The 19742-nt window shown below is 37.5% G+C and carries 15 protein-coding genes and 1 pseudogene; all 16 read right to left on the reverse strand.

All coding sequences use genetic code 11. From position 1 onward, the window contains the following. Window positions 1-8: 8 nt before the first annotated feature. Entirely contained in the window at window positions 9-608 is a 600-nt protein-coding gene (locus H3Z85_04650) for a GrpB family protein (protein ID QPQ52727.1), read from the reverse strand. Window positions 609-747: 139 nt separating this feature from the next. Then, on the reverse strand, window positions 748-2445 hold the full coding sequence (locus H3Z85_04655; GenBank protein QPQ52728.1) for a hypothetical protein: 1698 nt from the start codon (window positions 2443-2445) through the stop codon (window positions 748-750). Between the two features lie 196 nt (window positions 2446-2641). Further along, complete coding sequence (locus tag H3Z85_04660; GenBank protein ID QPQ52729.1) at window positions 2642-3391, reverse strand: T9SS type A sorting domain-containing protein; 750 nt, start codon at window positions 3389-3391, stop codon at window positions 2642-2644. 1 nt (window position 3392) lies between these two features. Further along, a complete protein-coding gene (locus tag H3Z85_04665) occupies window positions 3393-3917 on the reverse strand; it encodes an ankyrin repeat domain-containing protein (protein QPQ52730.1) in 525 nt (174 codons plus the stop codon). Then, window positions 3914-4459 carry a YceI family protein gene (locus tag H3Z85_04670; protein QPQ52731.1) on the reverse strand — a complete coding sequence of 182 codons (546 nt, stop codon included), beginning with the start codon at window positions 4457-4459 and terminating at the stop codon, window positions 3914-3916. The genes H3Z85_04665 and H3Z85_04670 overlap by 4 nt, the downstream gene beginning before the upstream one ends. Before the next feature lie 11 nt (window positions 4460-4470). Beyond that, a complete protein-coding gene (locus H3Z85_04675) occupies window positions 4471-4848 on the reverse strand; it encodes a hypothetical protein (GenBank protein QPQ52732.1) in 378 nt (125 codons plus the stop codon). Continuing rightward, window positions 4820-5661, reverse strand: a pseudogene (locus tag H3Z85_04680) (hypothetical protein). Before H3Z85_04680 ends, H3Z85_04675 begins: the two are co-directional and overlap by 29 nt. 132 nt (window positions 5662-5793) lie before the next feature. Beyond that, window positions 5794-6444, reverse strand: coding sequence for a Crp/Fnr family transcriptional regulator (locus H3Z85_04685; GenBank protein QPQ52733.1), 651 nt, complete (start codon window positions 6442-6444; stop codon window positions 5794-5796). Window positions 6445-6683: 239 nt separating this feature from the next. Next, complete coding sequence (locus tag H3Z85_04690; protein ID QPQ52734.1) at window positions 6684-6989, reverse strand: DUF3467 domain-containing protein; 306 nt, start codon at window positions 6987-6989, stop codon at window positions 6684-6686. An 87-nt stretch (window positions 6990-7076) separates the two neighbouring features. Continuing rightward, entirely contained in the window at window positions 7077-11342 is a 4266-nt protein-coding gene (gene rpoC, locus H3Z85_04695) for a DNA-directed RNA polymerase subunit beta' (protein ID QPQ52735.1), read from the reverse strand. Window positions 11343-11466: 124 nt separating this feature from the next. Beyond that, window positions 11467-13017 (reverse strand): hypothetical protein, encoded by a 1551-nt coding sequence (locus H3Z85_04700; protein ID QPQ52736.1) that lies wholly within the window; start codon window positions 13015-13017, stop codon window positions 11467-11469. 53 nt (window positions 13018-13070) lie between these two features. Continuing rightward, on the reverse strand, window positions 13071-16892 hold the full coding sequence (gene rpoB, locus H3Z85_04705; GenBank protein ID QPQ52737.1) for a DNA-directed RNA polymerase subunit beta: 3822 nt from the start codon (window positions 16890-16892) through the stop codon (window positions 13071-13073). Between the two features lie 444 nt (window positions 16893-17336). Beyond that, entirely contained in the window at window positions 17337-17594 is a 258-nt protein-coding gene (locus H3Z85_04710; protein ID QPQ52738.1) for a T9SS type A sorting domain-containing protein, read from the reverse strand. Between the two features lie 63 nt (window positions 17595-17657). Further along, window positions 17658-18428: a hypothetical protein gene (locus H3Z85_04715; GenBank protein QPQ52739.1), complete on the reverse strand. Its 771-nt coding sequence runs from the start codon at window positions 18426-18428 to the stop codon at window positions 17658-17660. A 305-nt stretch (window positions 18429-18733) separates the two neighbouring features. Beyond that, on the reverse strand, window positions 18734-19102 hold the full coding sequence (rplL, locus tag H3Z85_04720; GenBank protein QPQ52740.1) for a 50S ribosomal protein L7/L12: 369 nt from the start codon (window positions 19100-19102) through the stop codon (window positions 18734-18736). Between the two features lie 46 nt (window positions 19103-19148). Next, window positions 19149-19742, reverse strand: coding sequence for a 50S ribosomal protein L10 (locus H3Z85_04725; GenBank protein ID QPQ52741.1), 594 nt, complete (start codon window positions 19740-19742; stop codon window positions 19149-19151).

Here is a 19742-nt window from a genome sequence, read left to right on the forward strand (position 1 = left end):
TTATTTTTTTATTTCTGATGTGCTAAATACCATTGAACAGCTTTACGTTCTTCCCTTTTAATAAACGGATCTTTTCCGTCATTATAATCATTCCCGTCATGCCATTCTTTTTGACTCAGATGTTCTTTCAATTGTTGATATTCCTTCTTTACTTCAGGATGAGCACGTAAATAGTCCCGGAATGCGATATGCCGAAGCCAATGTTCTGAAGAAACAGGTATTGCATGAATATGGGCAATGCGAAGTTTGTGATTGTGCAACTTATCCGGAATCTCGTCATCCGTACGAATAATTTCGGGGAAACCAAGTTTATGAGGTCGGTCTATAAGTTTAATAAAGAAGCGACGGTAAGGCATATCTTCATTATACTTTTCATAGTATACATAGTCCAGACCTTGTAACAGCGGGGGAATCTGATCGAGTTCCTGTTCATTTTTCACTCCAATCATGATATCTATTACCGGTTTGGCAGATAAACCTTCTACGGATGTACTTCCTATATGTTCGATTTGCGGATGTAAAAAACCTATACTTTTTTCTAATTCAGTTTTAATCGATGCAAACTGATCTTTCCAGGAAGGATTGTATTGTTCAAAAGTCACTTTCATAGGTATCCGTTTGTACACAAATATATAAAAATTCGTCCAAAACCCTTATGGATAAGTGATTCAATTTTTTAAACTACAGATAAAACGAAAATACCTCTGAAAAATCAGAGGTATTAATTTAAAGTATTATATTTTTATTTTAATCCGGCCAGTTACTAAAGAGTTCGTCCAGATATATTTTGGTAGGATTAGAATAGCTGTTTTTTATTTTATCTCTCCACTGGTACCAGTTTCTGGATCCTTTAAGTGCCTGCTCCAGCTGTGGAGCTGTATATCCGGTAACCCTGTCTACAGGATATCCCACGCCATACATTATGCTTTGGTTCTGCCCGTCGATCATATCATACCCACCTGAGGTGTAATGGTTTTCAGCACTGATGGTCCGGTTCTGGAAATTATTAGATCCTGTGGATCTGTACACTGCATAGCCTCTGATTTTTTTATATCGCTCTAAAGTCATCAAAGTTTCCACTGTAGTCGGCCAGCTTTCCAGCAATCTGCGGTTTCTGTTTTTAACTGCTGAATTAAAAGACAGAAATGCATCCTGACAGATGTCATTATAAGCTGATCTGTCTATAATGGAATGCAACGCGTGGCTTAGTTCATGAATCGTTGTTCCGTACACCATATCAGATAATCTTCCATATGCCTTAATATGCACCTGAGCCGAAAGACCAAATGTGAGCTCACTCCTTATATGAGAATAAGAAGATGGCACTCCCCAAGGCGCTGTTTTACGAGCAGCAATTTTTATCTGGCTCTGTCTTCCAAAATTGTAAATATGGTTATTCTGCGGTGGAGAAGTTAATCCAAATCTATTTCCGTAATAAAAGTCGTGTGCCGCCTGATGTATCAGAGCATGATACTCATCTTCACCTCCGTCAATGACAGGATACCACGCTTGTTGTTTAACATTGGGCCCTTTCATTTCAGCCTGGAAAATAGATCCGTTTCTTACACTATAATTGTATCTTTCCCATTGGATGACGTATTTTGCCTTTCCGCGTACAGATGACGTTGAAAAGTTCCCGTTTCCGTCTGTAATTCCCTGGGCAACGGTAAACCATTGTCGCATCAATACCTGAGCTCCGGTTACCGGTACCACATCTAAAATATCATCTTTCACCATAATTCTACCGCTTGGATACCATTTTTTTCCAAAGATCCACTTGGCTTGCGGGGTAGAACCGTCGACCAGCAGATCATTTTCATTTCCGGTAAGCTCATAAGCAGTGTACAGCAGATTATGAAACAAGTCAGTTTTATTTGCTACTTTCCCGTTTACTTCATAACGTTCTATATCTTCGATATCGGCAAAATAAGGATCCTGCTCAGGAATATATAGTTCGCTGATTACTTCATGTCGCACTGCAGGAAGTGGTTTTCCTACAGGAACTGCAGTGTAATATACAGGGATAGAATCTGCATCGGGAGCTCTGTTTTCAAGAAATCCTTCTCTATATTCAGCATCTAATCTGTAATCAAAATAATGAGTGGTAGAATCCTGTTTCAACAGGCCTACTTCGTCTTCATTCTGAGGGGTGAATTTAAGATAAAGGTGTGATGGGTGTACTTCAAATCCTCCAATTTCATTTGGATTCTGTTCTCTTACTTTTTCCAGAGCTATCTTCATAGACTCTAAGGAATAAGGATTTTCCAAAACGATTGAATCTCCGGAAAAAGAGCGGGCATAAGCATTATTAAGGCTTTTTGCTTCAGCCTTGTCGTTCTGGCTTTCAATAAAATCATCTTTACAGGAGTGTTGAAAAGAAAGGAGTAAAGCTCCGAATGCAAATAGCAGGATCTGCCCAAGTTTAAACGTGGTAGTTGTTTTCATCGTTGATTATTAGTTTTTGTTTGTTTTTTGATGTCGTAAATATAAAATAAAAATTGAGAGAAAAAATATAATTTTCAATAAATAATTATTAATTCTGTAAAATTTCCACTAATAACCTATCAATTTATAGATAATAAAAATCAAATACCTCTGAAAAATCAGAGGTATCGATTACTATTTTTACAGATGTTTATGGCTATTCCTTGATCAGCTTTTCATACGATGTACTTCCATCTTTAAGCTTAATTTCAAAATAATAATTTCCTGGCTGAAGATCTTCGACATTGATGCCTGCATTACTTAAGTCTGCAGATTTCAACTTTCTTCCGGACGCTTCATAGATGTCGACAGTTTTTATCTTATCATAATTTTTAAAATATACAGTCTGCCTGGCTGGATTCGGATATAGTCCTGTTTTTTTATTTGCCGCGGCAATTTCATTGGTAGATAAAGTACTTGCGGTCATTGTTAACGTCGCATACCCTCTTCCTGCATCATGATATCCCAATGCAGTTCCACTGCCTTTGCGGGAATAAAAAATATTAATCGTTCCGGGAGCATTTGGAATGGCAAAATCGCCTGCCCCTCCTGACAATGATCTTGTAGCTACAATAGTTCGTGTAGACCCTGATACAGTATTGGAGGTTTCAGTCCAGTCTTGCGATGTATCAGCTGTCGGTGTGTTAGGAACTCCGCTGAAAGAATAATCTCTATTGGCAGATGAATTATAAATAAATCCGTCTGCACCGGCAGCCATGCCTGTACTTCCAAATCCGAGTCCCAACATAGAATTGCTGTCACCTGTTACAGTCATCGTTACTGCGGTCGGAGTTGTATCTAATTTTACGGTCATCGAAGTGACAGGTAAATTTACCGTACCTGATGAAAACTGAGCCCACGCCAGGTTGGCAAAGGCTATACTGAATGTTAGTAAAGTTTTTTTCATATCAATTTTTTAAGAGGTTAATGATTTCTTTGTTATTGGTCTGCAATGCATATTCAAAAGGGGTCATTCCCATTGAATCTTTTTTAGATTTATCAGCATTGTAGTCTAGCAGTAGTTGTACCAGTTCTTTATTTCCGAACTTTACGGCCCAGAATAAAGGAGTGTATCCTGTTTCATCGGGAATATTCGGGTCAGCATTCTTTTTCAGTAAAGATTCTACCAGCTCTTTATTGTATTTTACGGAAAGGCCGGCCAATGCTGTTCCTTCTTTACTTTTGTAATTCACATCTTTTACATGATCGATCAGAAACTTCGCAACTTCCGTATTTCCTCTGTAACAAGCCAAAATGAGGGGTGAGAATCCATTTTCGTTAAGTTTATTGATGATCTCCGGATCCTGTTTCATGACTTCTTTTACTTCTGCTACAGTTCCGCTTCTGGCAATATCAAATATTGATTTTGCTTTTTCCTGAGAAAACAAAAATGAGCCCAGGAGTAAGGCTAAGAATAAGATTAAATTTTTCATTGTTTTACCATGACATAATTATATTCAACGTTGACCGTTTCAGCGATCTTTTTGGTCACCATTTTGGGGATTGTGACTTTATAATCTGCCGGCTTGGCAGTAAAACCTCCCTGCATATATATTTTATTGTCTTTCAAATATAGAGTTGCCGGGGAAGTAACCGCTTTGTCAACCCCATGAAAATTAAGAGTTCCCTGGACGGTATATTTCTGTGGGGTGGCGGTAAGTTTTGTTTTGTCAAAGCCGGCTATTTTACCTTTGAACGTGGTTTTCGGATATTTCGCTGTTTCAGCATAACTTTCATTAAAATGTTCTTCCATCAGCTTGGTTTTAAAATGAAAGTTTTTAACCACGGAAACACTTGCCATCTCTCCGTTATCCGCATTAAATACTACGAGATTATTATCATCCTGTGCATGAATATCATCAAATAAAGGTACGGAAGCTTCAAATGTCACTTTACCGGTTTTAGAACTGTATTTTTGAGCTGAAGCGTAGCTGGCAAAAAGCAGTGAAACGCTGATTAATATTAATTTTTTCATATCAAATATTTTTAATTTTCAGTTAATCCATCCGCTTTCCATTTGATGAAAATATTGATTTGTGTGGCAGATAGCGAGCCTCCTTTGGGCATTTTCAGCGGATCTCCGTTCGGTCTTTGGATGCGGTCAAGGATGCCGTCTATATTATTTTTCACCTGGTCGTAAGTGGCAAAAGGTTTAAAAGCACCTGCACCATGACACCCCATACAGCTGTTATCCATAATCGGTTTTACATCGGCTGTATAATTGACCGGGACTGTTATAGGAGTATTGTCTGAAATCTCTTCATAGGTTCTGCTTTCGCAAGCGACTATGGTCATTGTTGACGATATAATCAATAGGTATACTAACTTTTTCATATTAAAAAACTCTGTAAAGATTAAACCCAAAGAAAATATGTCCCTTTCCCCAGTTGCCGGATGCATTGGTCAGATATCCAATGTCTGAATTGATCTGGGAATTGGTAAATAAAAGCTGGAAAACATGTCCCCCGGTCTCTATATCCAATCCTAATGATAGTGGGTTTTTATAGAAACTGTGATTATCGAAATTCACAAAATATTCTGCATTAACAGAAACTCTTTTTGATATTTTATAACGTCCGCCAAGTCCTGCCAGAAATTGATTTTTGTCTTCAATATTCTGATTGTAAAGATTTTTGTGAATATATGACGGCGTGAGCTGTACTGAAAGCTTATCATTAAATCTTCGGGAAATCAAAGCCTGTGTAAGATAAGAAAGTCTGTCACTGAATGTAAGATGGGGATAGGTATCCTTGTCGAGTTCTGTATTGGTACCTATTACGTTGTATCCGACAATATCCACAGGGAAGTTTTCATTTTGCTTTATCAGCCTGTATTTTACAGCCCCTTCAAAAGTTTTCATATTGGTTTCCCGGGATAAACTTACGGATACGGCATCGCTGATACCATAGATAACGCCTAATTTTGTAGAGGCATTATCCAACCCGAAGAAATTTTTAAACCCTGTACTTATGTCACCGAAACGGTGTGCTACTACGATATACCATTCTTTTTTGCGGCTAGTTTCGTAGATTGTCCGGTAACGATCTGTAATGCTTTAAAGGCGGGTTGAGAAGTATCGGTAGTGGTGCTAATGGTATCAATATCTTTCAGCAGATCTTCCTGTGCAAAGGTAAAACCTGATAAAAATACTGACAAAAATAAGAAAGCTCTTGTCATATACAATTTGAATTAAATTTAAATTATGATATAACAAACTTATCAAGTTATCAATTCAAAAATATGTGATAAAAGTCACCAAGGGAATCGTTTTTATCAATCGTAAAAGAAAAACTTTTAAAACAATATAAATTAGATCAATCTAACATTTTCATTTACAGGCAGTTTTAAGCCTTCTTTAGTTTGAAAAATTTCTCCTTCATTTTCAATTTTTTTCAAAACTCTGCTTACCACTTCTCTGGAAGTCCCGAGGCTGTTGGCAATTTCGCGATGGGTAATCTTAATGGGATTGTTTCCTGTAGTTATTATCTGTTGTTTAATATAATTCAGGACTCTTTTATCCAATCTGTGGAAAACAGCATCATTCACCATATTCATTACTTCCGAAAAACGTCTGTCGTATTCCCTGTAGAATAGTTTATTGATTTCAGGGAACCTGATCAACCAGTCATGCATTACGGAAACGGGAATCAGTAAGGCTTCGGAATCTTCTTCAGCAATAGCATATACCCTGCTTATATAGTCTGTAAATATGGAGGAGAAGGTCATCAGACAGCTGTCATTGGTTTTAATGAAATAGTATACGAGTTCCCGTCCGTCATTCAGGGTAAAAACTTTAATAGAGCCTTTGGTGAGAAAGGGTACATACTTATTTTTTTGTCCTTCTCTTATAATTTCTGTCTTTGCCTTTATATCAATCATCACGGCATGTTTCTCCAGTTCTGGTAAGAAGTCAGGACCTAAAAAGCCAAATTTATTGACAACAAATTTATTATTCAACATATTTTCTATTTTCTACTTTTTCTAAAAACAAAGATATAAAATTGATATATCTCTATCATATTTTTTAATTTAATTAAAAATATTTAATACAAGTATCTTAAATACAAAAAAAAATGACTAATTATTAAAAAAATATAAAAATAAATATTTTAAAAAGGTCATTACAATTGAAATGGAAAATCTGAATAAAAAATGCCCCGGTAAAAACCGGGGCATTCTATTGTATTGTAAAAGAAATCTTACGCTTGTACGTTGTTTCCACCTAATACGAAAGGCTCAACTTCTTTAATTTCTCCGAACTGCTGCTCGTAATTAGCGATGTTCTGCTGAAGAGCGCTTAATACTCTTTTTGCGTGAAGTGGAGCAAGAATAACTCTTGATCTTACTTTAGCCTGCTGAACACCTGGCATCAACTGAATAAAGTCTACTACAAACTCAGATGGAGAGTGGTTTACTAAAGCAAGGTTAGCATAGATACCAGCAGCTACCATTTCGTTTAATTCGATGTTGATGTTCCCGTCTTGTGGATTTTGATTGTTGTCCATTGTTATAAATTATGTTTTTAAAATTCGAAATTTGAGATTGTGAAAATATAAAAATAATTTCACATCCCAAATTTCAAATCATTAATTTTAGTTAAGGTCTTCGAATTCTTTCTTAGAACCTACGATAACATTCTGGTACTCTTTAAGACCTGTACCTGCAGGAATTCTGTGACCTACAATTACGTTTTCTTTAAGACCACCAAGAGAGTCAACTTTACCAGCCACTGCTGCTTCGTTAAGAACTTTAGTTGTTTCCTGGAACGATGCTGCAGACATGAATGACTTCGTCTGAAGAGCTGCTCTTGTAATACCTTGCAATACAGGTGTTGCTGTAGCAGGTAAAGCGTCTCTTACTTCAACTAAAGCCTGATCTTCACGTCTCAACTTAGAGTTTTCGTCTCTTAATTCTCTTGCAGTAATCATCTGACCTGGTCTGAATTCTTTGGAATCACCAGCATCTACTACTACTTTAAGACCGAATACTCTGTTGTTTTCTTCAAGGAAGTCATATTTATGTTCAAGAGCACCTTCAAGGAATTGAGTATCACCTCCGTCCACGATAGAAACTTTAGTCATCATCTGTCTTACGATGATTTCGAAGTGCTTATCGTCGATTTTTACCCCTTGCAGACGGTAAACTTCCTGAATTTCATTTACTAAGTATTCCTGAACGGCTGTTGGACCTTTAATTCTTAAGATATCTTCCGGTGTAATAGAACCGTCAGAAAGCGGAGAACCTGCTCTTACGAAGTCATTTTCCTGAACCAAGATCTGGTTGGAAAGTTTTACTAAGTAAATTTTTCTTTCACCTGTTTTAGCCTCAACAATAAGTTCACGGTTACCTCTCTTAATTTTTCCGTAAGAAACTACCCCATCGATTTCAGTAACAACCGCTGGGTTTGAAGGGTTTCTTGCTTCGAATAATTCGGTAACTCTCGGAAGACCTCCGGTGATATCCCCTGCTTTTGCAGATTTTCTCGGGATCTTGATCAAGACTTTACCAGCCTTAATTTTCTCACCATCGTTTACCATTAAGTGGGCTCCTACCGGTAAGTTGTAAGCTTTTTGCTCAACTCCTTTAGAGTCTACCACCTTCAGGGTAGGTACGGCTTTCTTATTTCTAGATTCAGAGATTACTTTCTCTTCGAATCCTGTTTGTTCGTCAATTTCAAGTTGGAATGAAATACCCTGGATGATATCCTCGTATTCTACCTTACCTGAAGTTTCAGCAATAATTACGGCGTTATACGGATCCCATCTACAGATTGTATCACCTTTTTTCACTTTATCACCTGGTTTTACAGATAATATAGATCCATAAGGTACGTTAGCTACCATTAATGGAGTTCTGAACTCATTATCAGCAACTAATCTGAATTCTGTTGAACGAGACACTACAACTTCAGCAGTATTACCGTTTTCATCTTCCGAAGTAATTGTTCTTACTTCATCCATTTCAACGATACCATCTCTTCTTGCAACGATGGATGGGTTTTCTGATACGTTTCCTGCAGTACCCCCTTGGTGGAAGGTTCTCAACGTAAGCTGAGTACCAGGTTCCCCAATTGATTGTGCTGCAATTACACCTACCGCTTCACCCATATGGATTACTTTACCTGTTGCCAGGTTTCTACCGTAACATTTCGCACAGATACCTTTCTTAGCTTCACAAGTTAACGGAGAACGTACTTCCACCGCTTCTAAACCTGCTTCTTCAATTTTCTTCGCTAATTCTTCGATGATCACCTGATCTGCATGAGCAATCAGCTCGTCAGTTTCAGGGTCATAGATATTGTGAAGAGATACTCTACCTAAGATTCTTTCAGAGATTCTTTCAACGATCTCATCATTTTTCTTAAGTGCAGTAACTTCTGTACCTCTTAAAGTTCCACAGTCGTCTTCTGTAACGATAACGTCCTGTGCAACGTCTACCAATCTTCTCGTTAAGTAACCTGCATCGGCAGTCTTAAGAGCGGTATCCGCAAGACCTTTACGTGCACCGTGGGTAGAGATAAAGTATTCTAGAATCGAAAGACCTTCTTTAAAGTTGGCAAGGATCGGGTTTTCGATGATCTCCGCTCCGGTAGAACCGGCTTTTTGCGGTTTTGCCATCAAACCTCTCATCCCTGATAACTGACGGATCTGTTCTTTAGAACCCCTCGCTCCAGAGTCAAGCATCATGTATACAGAGTTGAAACCACCTTGGTCAGTTTTCATTCTGCTCATGATCATTTCAGTTAATCCTGCGTTGGTATTTGTCCAAACGTCGATTACCTGGTTATAACGTTCTGTATCGGTAATAAGACCCATGTTATAGTTGGCTCTAATTTCGTCTACAGTTTCAATTGAACTTGCGATCATCTGCTTTTTCTCAACAGGAACTACAATATCCCCAAGTGAGAAAGAAAGACCTCCTTTGAATGCGTTTGAATACCCCAGGTCTTTCATTGCATCAAGGAACTTCACAGTAGTAGGGAAATCAGTATCAGCAAGGATCTTACCGATAACGTTTCTCAATGATTTCTTGGTAAGAAGTTCATTGATATATCCTACCTGCTTAGGTACGATCTGGTTGAATAAGATTCTACCAACAGAAGTTTCGATCAGTTTTGTTACGATTTCTCCGTTTTCTTTAACTGGTAGTCTACATCTTACTTTAGCATTTAATGATACTCTACCTTCAGCGTAAGCGATTTCTGCTTCTTCCGGAGAATAGAATGCAAGACCTTCTCCTTTTACTTTCATTGTCTCGGTAGAGCTTAATTCTTTAGTCATGAAATAAAGACCAAGAACCATGTCCTGAGATGGTACCGTAATCGGAGAACCGTTGGCAGGGTTCAAAATGTTTTGAGAACCTAACATCAATAACTGAGCTTCAAGGATCGCCTCTGGTCCTAACGGTAAGTGTACCGCCATCTGGTCACCATCGAAATCGGCGTTGAATGCTGTAGTTACTAACGGGTGTAGCTGGATTGCCTTACCTTCGATCATCTTAGGTTGGAAAGCCTGGATACCCAGTCTGTGAAGGGTAGGTGCTCTGTTCAACAGAACAGGGTGACCTTTCATCACGTTTTCAAGGATATCGTACACTACCGGCTCTTTTCTATCGATAATTCTCTTTGCAGATTTTACTGTTTTTACAATACCTCTTTCGATTAGTTTTCTAATGATGAACGGTTTGTAAAGTTCAGCTGCCATATCTTTAGGAATACCACATTCGTGAAGCTGTAGGTTTGGACCTACAACAATTACGGAACGCGCAGAGTAATCTACCCTTTTCCCTAGTAAGTTCTGACGGAAACGACCTTGCTTACCTTTCAATGAATCAGAAAGTGATTTCAATGGTCTGTTTGATTCAGATTTTACAGCAGAAGATTTTCTTGTGTTATCGAATAAAGAATCTACTGATTCCTGAAGCATACGCTTCTCGTTTCTTAAGATTACTTCAGGAGCTTTAATCTCCAATAATCTCTTTAAACGGTTATTTCTGATGATAACTCTTCTATAAAGGTCATTTAAGTCAGAAGTCGCGAAACGTCCTCCATCCAATGGAACCAATGGTCTTAGTTCTGGTGGGATCACAGGAAGTACACGCATGATCATCCACTCCGGTCTGTTGATCATTCTTGTATTAGCACCTCTCAATGCTTCTACAACGTTCAGTCTCTTAAGAGCTTCTGTTCTTCTTTGTTTAGAACCTTCGTTGTGAGCTTTATGTCTCAAGTCGAAAGATAATGCATCAAGATCGATTCTTTTTAACAGATCTTCTACAGCTTCAGCACCCATTCTGGCGATGAATTTGTTTGGATCGGAATCATCAAGATACTGGTTTTCTACAGGAAGGGTTTCCATGATATCAAGGTACTCTTCTTCTGTAAGGAACTCCATATTTTCAAAATCGGAACCGTCTAATTTCTTAGCAATACCTTGCTGGATCACTACATATCTTTCGTAGTAGATGATCATATCTAATTTCTTAGAAGGAATTCCTAAAAGGTATCCTATTTTATTTGGTAACGAACGGAAGTACCAGATGTGAGCAATAGGAACAACCAATCCAATGTGACCGATTCTTTCTCTTCTTACTTTTTTCTCAGTAACTTCTACCCCACAACGGTCGCAAACGATACCTTTATAACGAATTCTCTTATATTTACCACAAGCACATTCGTAATCCTTTACAGGACCAAAGATTTTCTCACAGAATAGCCCGTCTCTTTCAGGCTTGTGAGTTCTGTAGTTAATAGTTTCCGGTTTTAAAACCTCCCCTCTTGAGTCCTGTAAGATAGACTCCGGTGAAGCTAAACCGATGGTTATTTTATTAAATCTACTTGTTTTATTTTTATTTGACATAAAAAATGTTTTATTCTTTATTTCTAAATCTTTTATTTTAATATTTTTTCTTAGTTTCAAACGGGTCAATCATTTTGCCCGGTCTGAATACTTAACAAGCATCAAAAGATCAAACTTTAGTTGTCTATTGTCTTTTTTTAAGTTGTAGCAATATAACATTGTCATAATCCGGCTGCCATACTTTAAGAGGGTTGGCATAAGTTTTAACAAGATTAAAATCCTTTAAATCTATTGCGCTAACATTCTTTTTCAGAAAGCTGCTTCTTGCTATATAAGAAACAGTATCATTTTTATGCACAGCTTCAATTCCTATAAATGTTATCGTTCCTTTTTTCTGAAATCCTGATGGCAATACAACATATTCAATATTTTCTTCCTTCAGGAACTTTTCAAAAGGCATCGATGCCATCTTCTCAAAAAAGCTTTTATCTGCCACCAAACCATCCGCAGGGATGATTTGCAGATCTGAATAAAATGCTAATTTCCCAGGCATATCGTAGGTAAAAATCCTTGAATCTGCGGGAAGATTTTTTTTCAGATCTTCTGCAATACTTTGTACTTTATCTTTTCTGACTTCTTCAATCTCTTCATTACCTCCTGCTGCATTGTAGCCTAAACTTATATTGGTATTAGCCTTTACATAAGAAATTGAACTCAAAAAGACCGTACTTCCCAACAACAGAACTCCTGTTGCTATTTTACCTTGCTTAATACGCAACTTCAGTAAAAATACATTTACTATATCATTCAGCATTAGAGCTACAGCCAACATCTGCATGACGAAATACCACTGTCCTATCTGTGACTGAAAATACAGGTTATATAATAACTGTACTATAGCCCCGGCAACGAAGTATAATTTTAATTTTCTAAAATCAACCTTCGTAAAGGAAAGCAATAATGCATATCCCAAATTTGAAGCTAGGAAGATGGTTCCCCAAAGATTCCCAAAAACAGAACCTTCGGCATAGGGAAAACTAGATTTTATTCTCCCGCTTATCGGAACTATATTTCCAAATTCAAATTTATTATACAGTAAGTATCCACCCATAAGGGCAATACATACACCTGCAGCTTTTACCAGGTCTCCTGTTTTGGGCCTTGTATCACCGGATAAACAGTATAATCCTAAAAAAGCAAGGACTAAAGCATTGTCTAACCGGGATAAAAACACCATACTGGTTGCCAGTCCCAGAAGCCATCCGTTTACTGATCTGCCTTTTATAAGCAAGTTGAGCAGTAATGCCGTGCAAAATAAATTAAGGTGCGCCTCTGTTAAATACAAGGTACCGACTGAGAAAAAGACCAACACCAAAAATCCGACTCCTGCTATTTTCCCAATCCCTCCGTCTTTAAACAAAGGCTGCAGATATTTTATACTTAAAAAGAACAATATTACCTGTATCAGCCACAGCACATAAATCATTTCCTGTTTTGGAATTGCAATTATGAAATCTGCAATGATACATACTAACATCCACAAGGGATGAAAACCATTTGTAGTATAAATGTCATTGAATGTAAAGCCTGCTCCGTTCACAAAATTGTTGGCTATCTGAGGGTAAAAGAACCCGTCATCAGCAGGAAACTTAGCTGGACTCAACAAGAAAAACAAGGCTGGTATGGCGAAAAGCCAATATCCATATTTTTCTGTTTTGCCTAAATTCTGAAACATTATACTTTCAAAAATGATTATAATTAAAGTTTGTTCTCATTAAAAGATTTAATTTATTCCTCCAATCTTACGTCTAATCCAAGACCTTGCAACTCGTGAAGTAATACATTGAATGATTCCGGAATACCTGGTTCAGGCATAGATTCACCTTTTGCAATTGCTTCATAAGTTTTTGCTCTACCAATAACGTCATCCGACTTCACTGTTAAGATCTCTCTAAGGATATTTGATGCACCGAATGCTTCAAGTGCCCAAACCTCCATCTCTCCGAATCTCTGACCTCCGAACTGAGCTTTACCTCCTAACGGCTGCTGAGTAATCAATGAGTAAGGACCGATAGAACGTGCGTGCATTTTGTCATCAACCATGTGTCCTAGTTTCAGCATGTAAATAACACCTACTGTTGCAGCCTGCGTAAATCTTTCTCCGGTACCCCCATCATAAAGGTAAGTGTGACCGAATTTAGGTAACCCTGCTTTTTCTGTGTATTCAGTAATCTGATCTAAGCTAGCTCCGTCGAAGATCGGTGTAGCGAACTTCATTCCCAGTTTCTGACCAGCCCATCCAAGAACTGTTTCGTAGATCTGACCGATGTTCATACGAGAAGGTACCCCTAGTGGATTCAATACGATATCTACCGGTGTTCCATCTTCTAAGAACGGCATATCTTCTTCACGAACGATTCTTGATACGATACCTTTGTTACCGTGACGTCCTGCCATTTTATCTCCTACGTTCAGTTTACGTTTCTTAGCGATGTAAACTTTAGCAAGCTTCATGATACCGGCTGGAAGCTCATCTCCGATTGAAATAGCGAATTTCTCACGGTTTTTAACTCCCTGGATGTCGTTATATTTGATTTTGTAATTGTGAATCAATTGTTTGATCAATTCATTTTTGTCAGCATCCACTGTCCAGTCTGCACCGCTAACATTTACATAATCTTCTACTGAAGTCAATAATTTGTGAGTGAACTTCACGCCTTTACCGATAATTTCTTCGTCAAGGTCGTTTTGTACCCCTTGGGAAGTTTTACCGCTTACCAGGGTGTTTAATTTTTCAATTAAAGTATTTCTTAACTCATCAAATTTAGCCTTGTAAGTGTTTTCAATTTCTTCAAGTCTAAGTTTTTCTTCAGTTCTTTTCTTTTTGTCTTTGATGTTTCTTGAGAACAATTTCTTGTTGATAACAACTCCTCTTAATGAAGAATCTGCTTTTAATGATGCATCTTTTACATCACCAGCTTTATCACCGAAGATTGCTCTAAGAAGTTTTTCTTCAGGAGTCGGGTCAGATTCACCTTTTGGAGTAATTTTACCAATCATGATATCTCCAGGCTTCACTTCAGCACCGATTCTGATCATACCGTTCTCGTCAAGATCTTTGGTAGCTTCTTCAGATACGTTTGGAATATCTGCGGTAAGTTCTTCCATACCTAATTTAGTATCACGAACTTCCAGAGAGTACTCATCCACGTGGATTGAAGTAAACCAGTCTTCACGTACAACTTTTTCGTTGATTACGATGGCATCCTCGAAGTTGTATCCTTTCCAAGGCATGAACGCTACTACTAAGTTTCTACCAAGAGCCAATTCTCCTTTTTCAGTAGCATAACCGTCACAAAGCACCTGTCCTTTTTCCACTACATCACCTACTCTTACGTTTGGTCTTAGGGTAATGGTTGTACTCTGGTTAGTTTTTCTAAACTTAGTAAGGTTGTATGTTTTAGTAGCAGACTCAAATTGTACTAAATCTTCGTCTTCGCTTCTTTCGTACTTAATAACAATTCTGTCAGCATCTACGTACTCTACAGTACCTGTACCTTCAGCGTTGATTAAGATTCTTGAATCTCTTGCAACTTGTTGCTCAAGCCCTGTACCAACGATTGGAGCCTGTGGCTTCAATAGAGGAACAGCCTGACGCATCATGTTGGATCCCATCAATGCACGGTTCGCATCATCATGCTCCAGGAATGGAATTAATGAAGCGGAAATACCAGAAATCTGGTTTGGTGCAACGTCGATAAGGTTAACCTGAGCTGGCTCAACTACCGGGTAGTCACCATCCAGTCTCGCAATAATTCTGTCTGTTAAGAAGTCTCCGTTATCGCTCAACTCAACGTTTGCCTGAGCAATTACTTTGTCTTCTTCGTCTTCAGCATTAAGATAAATAGGATCGGCATTAAGATTAATCTTACCTTCTTCTACTTTTCTATATGGAGTTTCGATGAAACCAAGTCTGTTGATCTTAGCATAGATACCTAACGATGAAATCAAACCGATGTTTGGTCCTTCCGGAGTTTCAATCGGACAAATTCTTCCATAGTGAGTATGGTGAACGTCACGAACCTCGAAACCTGCTCTTTCTCTTGATAAACCACCAGGCCCTAGTGCAGAAAGTCTACGCTTGTGCGTGATTTCTGATAGCGGGTTGGTCTGGTCCATAAACTGAGATAGCTGGTTGGTACCAAAGAATGAGTTGATTACAGATGTTAAAGTCTTGGCATTAACAAGGTCAAGTGGAGTAAAGATTTCGTTATCTCTAACGTTCATTCTCTCCTTGATTGTTCTTGCAATTCTTGAAAGACCTACCCCAAACTGTCCTGCTAATTGCTCACCAACAGTTTTAATTCTTCTGTTTGATAAGTGGTCGATGTCATCCACCTCCGCTTTAGAGTTTACAAGCTCAATTAAGTGTCTTACGATCGCAATGATATCTTCTTTTGTAAGAACTTCAGTTGTAGTAGGGATATTAAGACCTAATTTTTTGTTTAGTCTGTAACGTCCAACTTCACCTAAAGAGTATCTCTGCTCAGAGAAGAATAATTTTTCAATGATTCCTCTTGCAGTTTCCTCATCTGGCGGATCTGCGTTTCTTAACTGACGATAGATGTACTCTACTGCTTCTTTTTCAGAGTTAGTAGGGTCTTTTTGTAATGTATTCTGGATGATAGAGAATTCGTTGCTGTTTTCTTTGTGGATCAGGATTGATTTCACACCAGCGTCCAGGATAAGATCTAAATGTTCTTTTTCAAGGATTGTTTCTCTATCAAGGATGATCTCGTTTCTTTCGATAGAAACTACTTCACCTGTATCTTCGTCTACGAAATCTTCGAACCATGTGTTCAATACTCTCGCAGCCAAAGTTCTCCCTTCTACCTTTTTAAGTGCTGCTTTAGAAACTTTCACTTCTTCAGCAAGGTCGAAGATCTGAAGGATATCCTTATCAGATTCGTAACCGATAGCTCTTAATAAAGTTGTTAATGGTAACTTTTTCTTACGGTCGATATACGCGTACATAACGCTGTTGATATCGGTTGTAAATTCCATCCAAGATCCTTTGAAAGGGATAATTCTTGAATAGTACAGTTTGGTTCCGTTGGCGTGGTAAGTCTGTCCGAAGAATACACCAGGTGAACGGTGAAGCTGCGTAACGATAACTCTCTCAGCACCGTTGATGATGAAAGATCCACTTGGCGTCATGTAAGGAACCGGACCTAAATATACATCCTGAACCACCGTCTGGAAATCTTCATGTTCCGGGTCAGTACAGTACAGTTTAAGTCTTGCTTTTAGAGGAACTGAATAAGTAAGTCCTCTTTCCACACACTCATCGATTGAATAACGTGGAGAATCAACCAGATAGTCTAAGAATTCTAATACGAATTGGTTTCTTGAATCCGTAATTGGGAAATTCTCCTGGAAAGTCTTGTAAAGAGCTTCTGTCTTTCTGGCTTCAGGAAGTGTATCAAGCTGGAAAAATTCTCTGAAAGACTCGATTTGGATGTCCAAAAAGTCAGGAGTAATAATTTTTCCTTTCGCTGATGAGAAATTAATTCTCGGATTTCCTTGAGTTGTTGATTTTGTTTTACTCATAAAACTTTTAAGAAAGGGTTAAAAAATATTTTGATTCATTAAAAAATATCAGGAAGCGAAAAAAGAGAAAAGAAATAAAGAGAAAAGACTTGAGATATTTGGCGCTATCAGAAATAGTCTTTATTCTTTGTTCTTTATTCTTAGAGTCTGATTCCTAACTGCAACACTGGTATATCTTTTCACAGCGTAATGCAAAATATTTTTATTACTTTTGAGGCAGAATTACCGCAATATATATAAACAGTAAATCCCTTCCATGCTTACACAATGAAAGAGTTGATTTTCAGTATATTATAAATTTACAAACAATTTTTCGCGCCAAAAGAGGGGCAAAGATACAAAAAGTTATCCACAATTGCAAATAAAATAATCTCATTTTGAGACTTTTATAGAAAGAGGGCTGTCTATTTTCGACAGCCCTTGAAACACCCAATTACCTTACAGCTATTTTACAATAACCTTATAAGAGGTAATCGTTGACTGAGTTTCTACCTTAATGATGTATACTCCTGTTGGTAACGAAGAAGTATCAATACCAAGTTTTCCTGTCAATTTACCTTTGCTGATCGGTTGACCACCAGCTGAAAACAAGCTATAAGCACCTTCTTCCTTGGTTGTAATCATTAGATGCTCTCCCGCTTTTACAGGGTTATAAATAAAAAGAAAGCCCGGGCCATTGGCCCGGGCTCTTGTATGTATCAATATAATTGAAATTATTTCAATTCTACTTCAGCACCAGCTTTTATATTTACAATATCAATTAAGCTAAAGCTTAGTAATAGACAACCCGCCTAGAGCAACAATATTACTAGTACTTGAATCGCATCTAAATCGTACTTTTAATTTGTCACCTCCGCTTAATTCCCCTGTCCAAAACAATGTATTACCATTTTCAACATCACCATATTCATTATTTGCGCTAGTATTCGATATAATTGTAGTCCAGCTATTGCCATCATCAGTACTTTTAAGCAAATCTGAGATCACAAACCAGCGGCTACCTCCTACATCATGATAGTTAGCCGTCTGTCCATTAACTACATAAATGCCTTTTTGATTATTAGGCACAGTATAGATATTGTTTCCCCATCCATTAAAAATATCAATATTCTTTATGGTGAATTCAGCAGTAACTCCGCCAGGAGTATTTCCAATATTCTGACTTCCGGAAACATTGACACTTAAAACTTGCCGTGGAATTCCCTGAGCATGCTCTAATAATTTAAGCCATGTCACACCATTAAAATAATAAAATCCTTCATTATCAACATTTATTGTTGTTCCGTTCTGTGTACCTGTTGATACATTATTAATATAGATTAGCGTTGACACTGGTATATCAATCATCGATTGCGCTCTTTGTCGATCCACTCTAGGAATCAAAAGACCATCAACCTCGGCAGAAGCTCCTACAGAATTTTTTGCCATCACCTCTAAAGTAGAATAAGGCACATCCGTATTAATCCCTATCTGGCTATTGCAAAAAACAGAAATAGCCAAAAAAATAACTGATAATAATAATCTTTCTTTCATCATTAACAAATTTTAAAATATAATTTAACAAAAAAAAGAAATTTTATTTTATAATAAAAATAATACATAAAATATTATCATTAAATTAACATTATTCAATTTTAAGTTATAAGTTTATACTTTTTTATTATAAATTAACATTTTTACGAAATTTTAGCTTGTAAATAAAATAGAATAGTAAAAAAATAATAAATGAAGTTAACAAAAGAATACCAGATATTGATAAGAGCTATTATTTACACTATTTGCAACTACGAAAAAGCCCGGGCCAATGGCCCGGGCTCTTATATGTATCAATATAATTGAAATTATTTCAATTCTACTTCAGCACCAGCTTCTTCTAATTGCTTCTTAAGAGCTTCAGCTTCGTCTTTAGATACACCTTGCTTGATTGGAGCAGGAGCACCGTCTACGATATCTTTAGCTTCTTTAAGACCAGCACCAGTTAAATCTTTTACTAATTTAACGATAGCTAATTTAGAAGCACCTGCAGACTTAAGAATTACGTCGAATTCAGTCTTTTCTTCAGCAGCTTCACCTGCACCACCTGCAGCAACAACTACAGCAGCAGCAGCCGGCTCAATTCCGTACTCATCCTTAAGGATAGTAGCTAATTCGTTTACGTCTTTTACAGTTAGGTTTACTAGCGTTTCAGCTAAATTTTTTAAATCTGACATTGTTGTAATGTTTTTGTTGATTATTTATTTAATTTTTTGAGTGTAATTATTCAGCAGCTGGCGTTTCGTCAGTGCTTTCTGCAGCAGGAGCTTCAGGAGCTTCAGCAGCAGGAGTTTCTTCTACTGCAGGAGCAGCTTCTTCAGCCTGAGCTTCTACAGTTTCAGATTTGTTTTGAAGAGCAGAAACAACTCTTTGGATTGGAGACTGAAGTAATCCGATGATTTCACCGATCATTTCTTCTCTAGACTTGATGCTTACTAGGGTATCAAGGTTGTTGTCACCAACATAGAAAGTTTCCTGTACAAAAGCAGACTTCAAAGCCGGCTTCTCTTCTTTCTTTCTGAAATCTTTGATTAATTTTGCAGGAGCATTTGCTGTATCAGCAATCATTAAAGCAGAGTTTCCTTTGAAAGTGTCAAACATTTCAGAGAAATCTACTCCATCAATTTGCTCCATTGCTTTTTGTAAAAGTGTATTTTTTACAACTTTTACTTTGATATTTTGTTTGAAAGCTTGTCTTCTGAAATCTGAAGATTTAGCAGCGTTCAAACCTTCTAGATCTGCTACGTATACTACTTTTGCATCCTGAAGCAAGTCTTTGATCTCTTGTATTGCTACAACTTTTTGGTCTTTTGTCAT

This window comes from Chryseobacterium indologenes (assembly GCA_016025055.1).
Classification (GTDB): Bacteria; Bacteroidota; Bacteroidia; order Flavobacteriales; family Weeksellaceae; genus Chryseobacterium; species Chryseobacterium indologenes.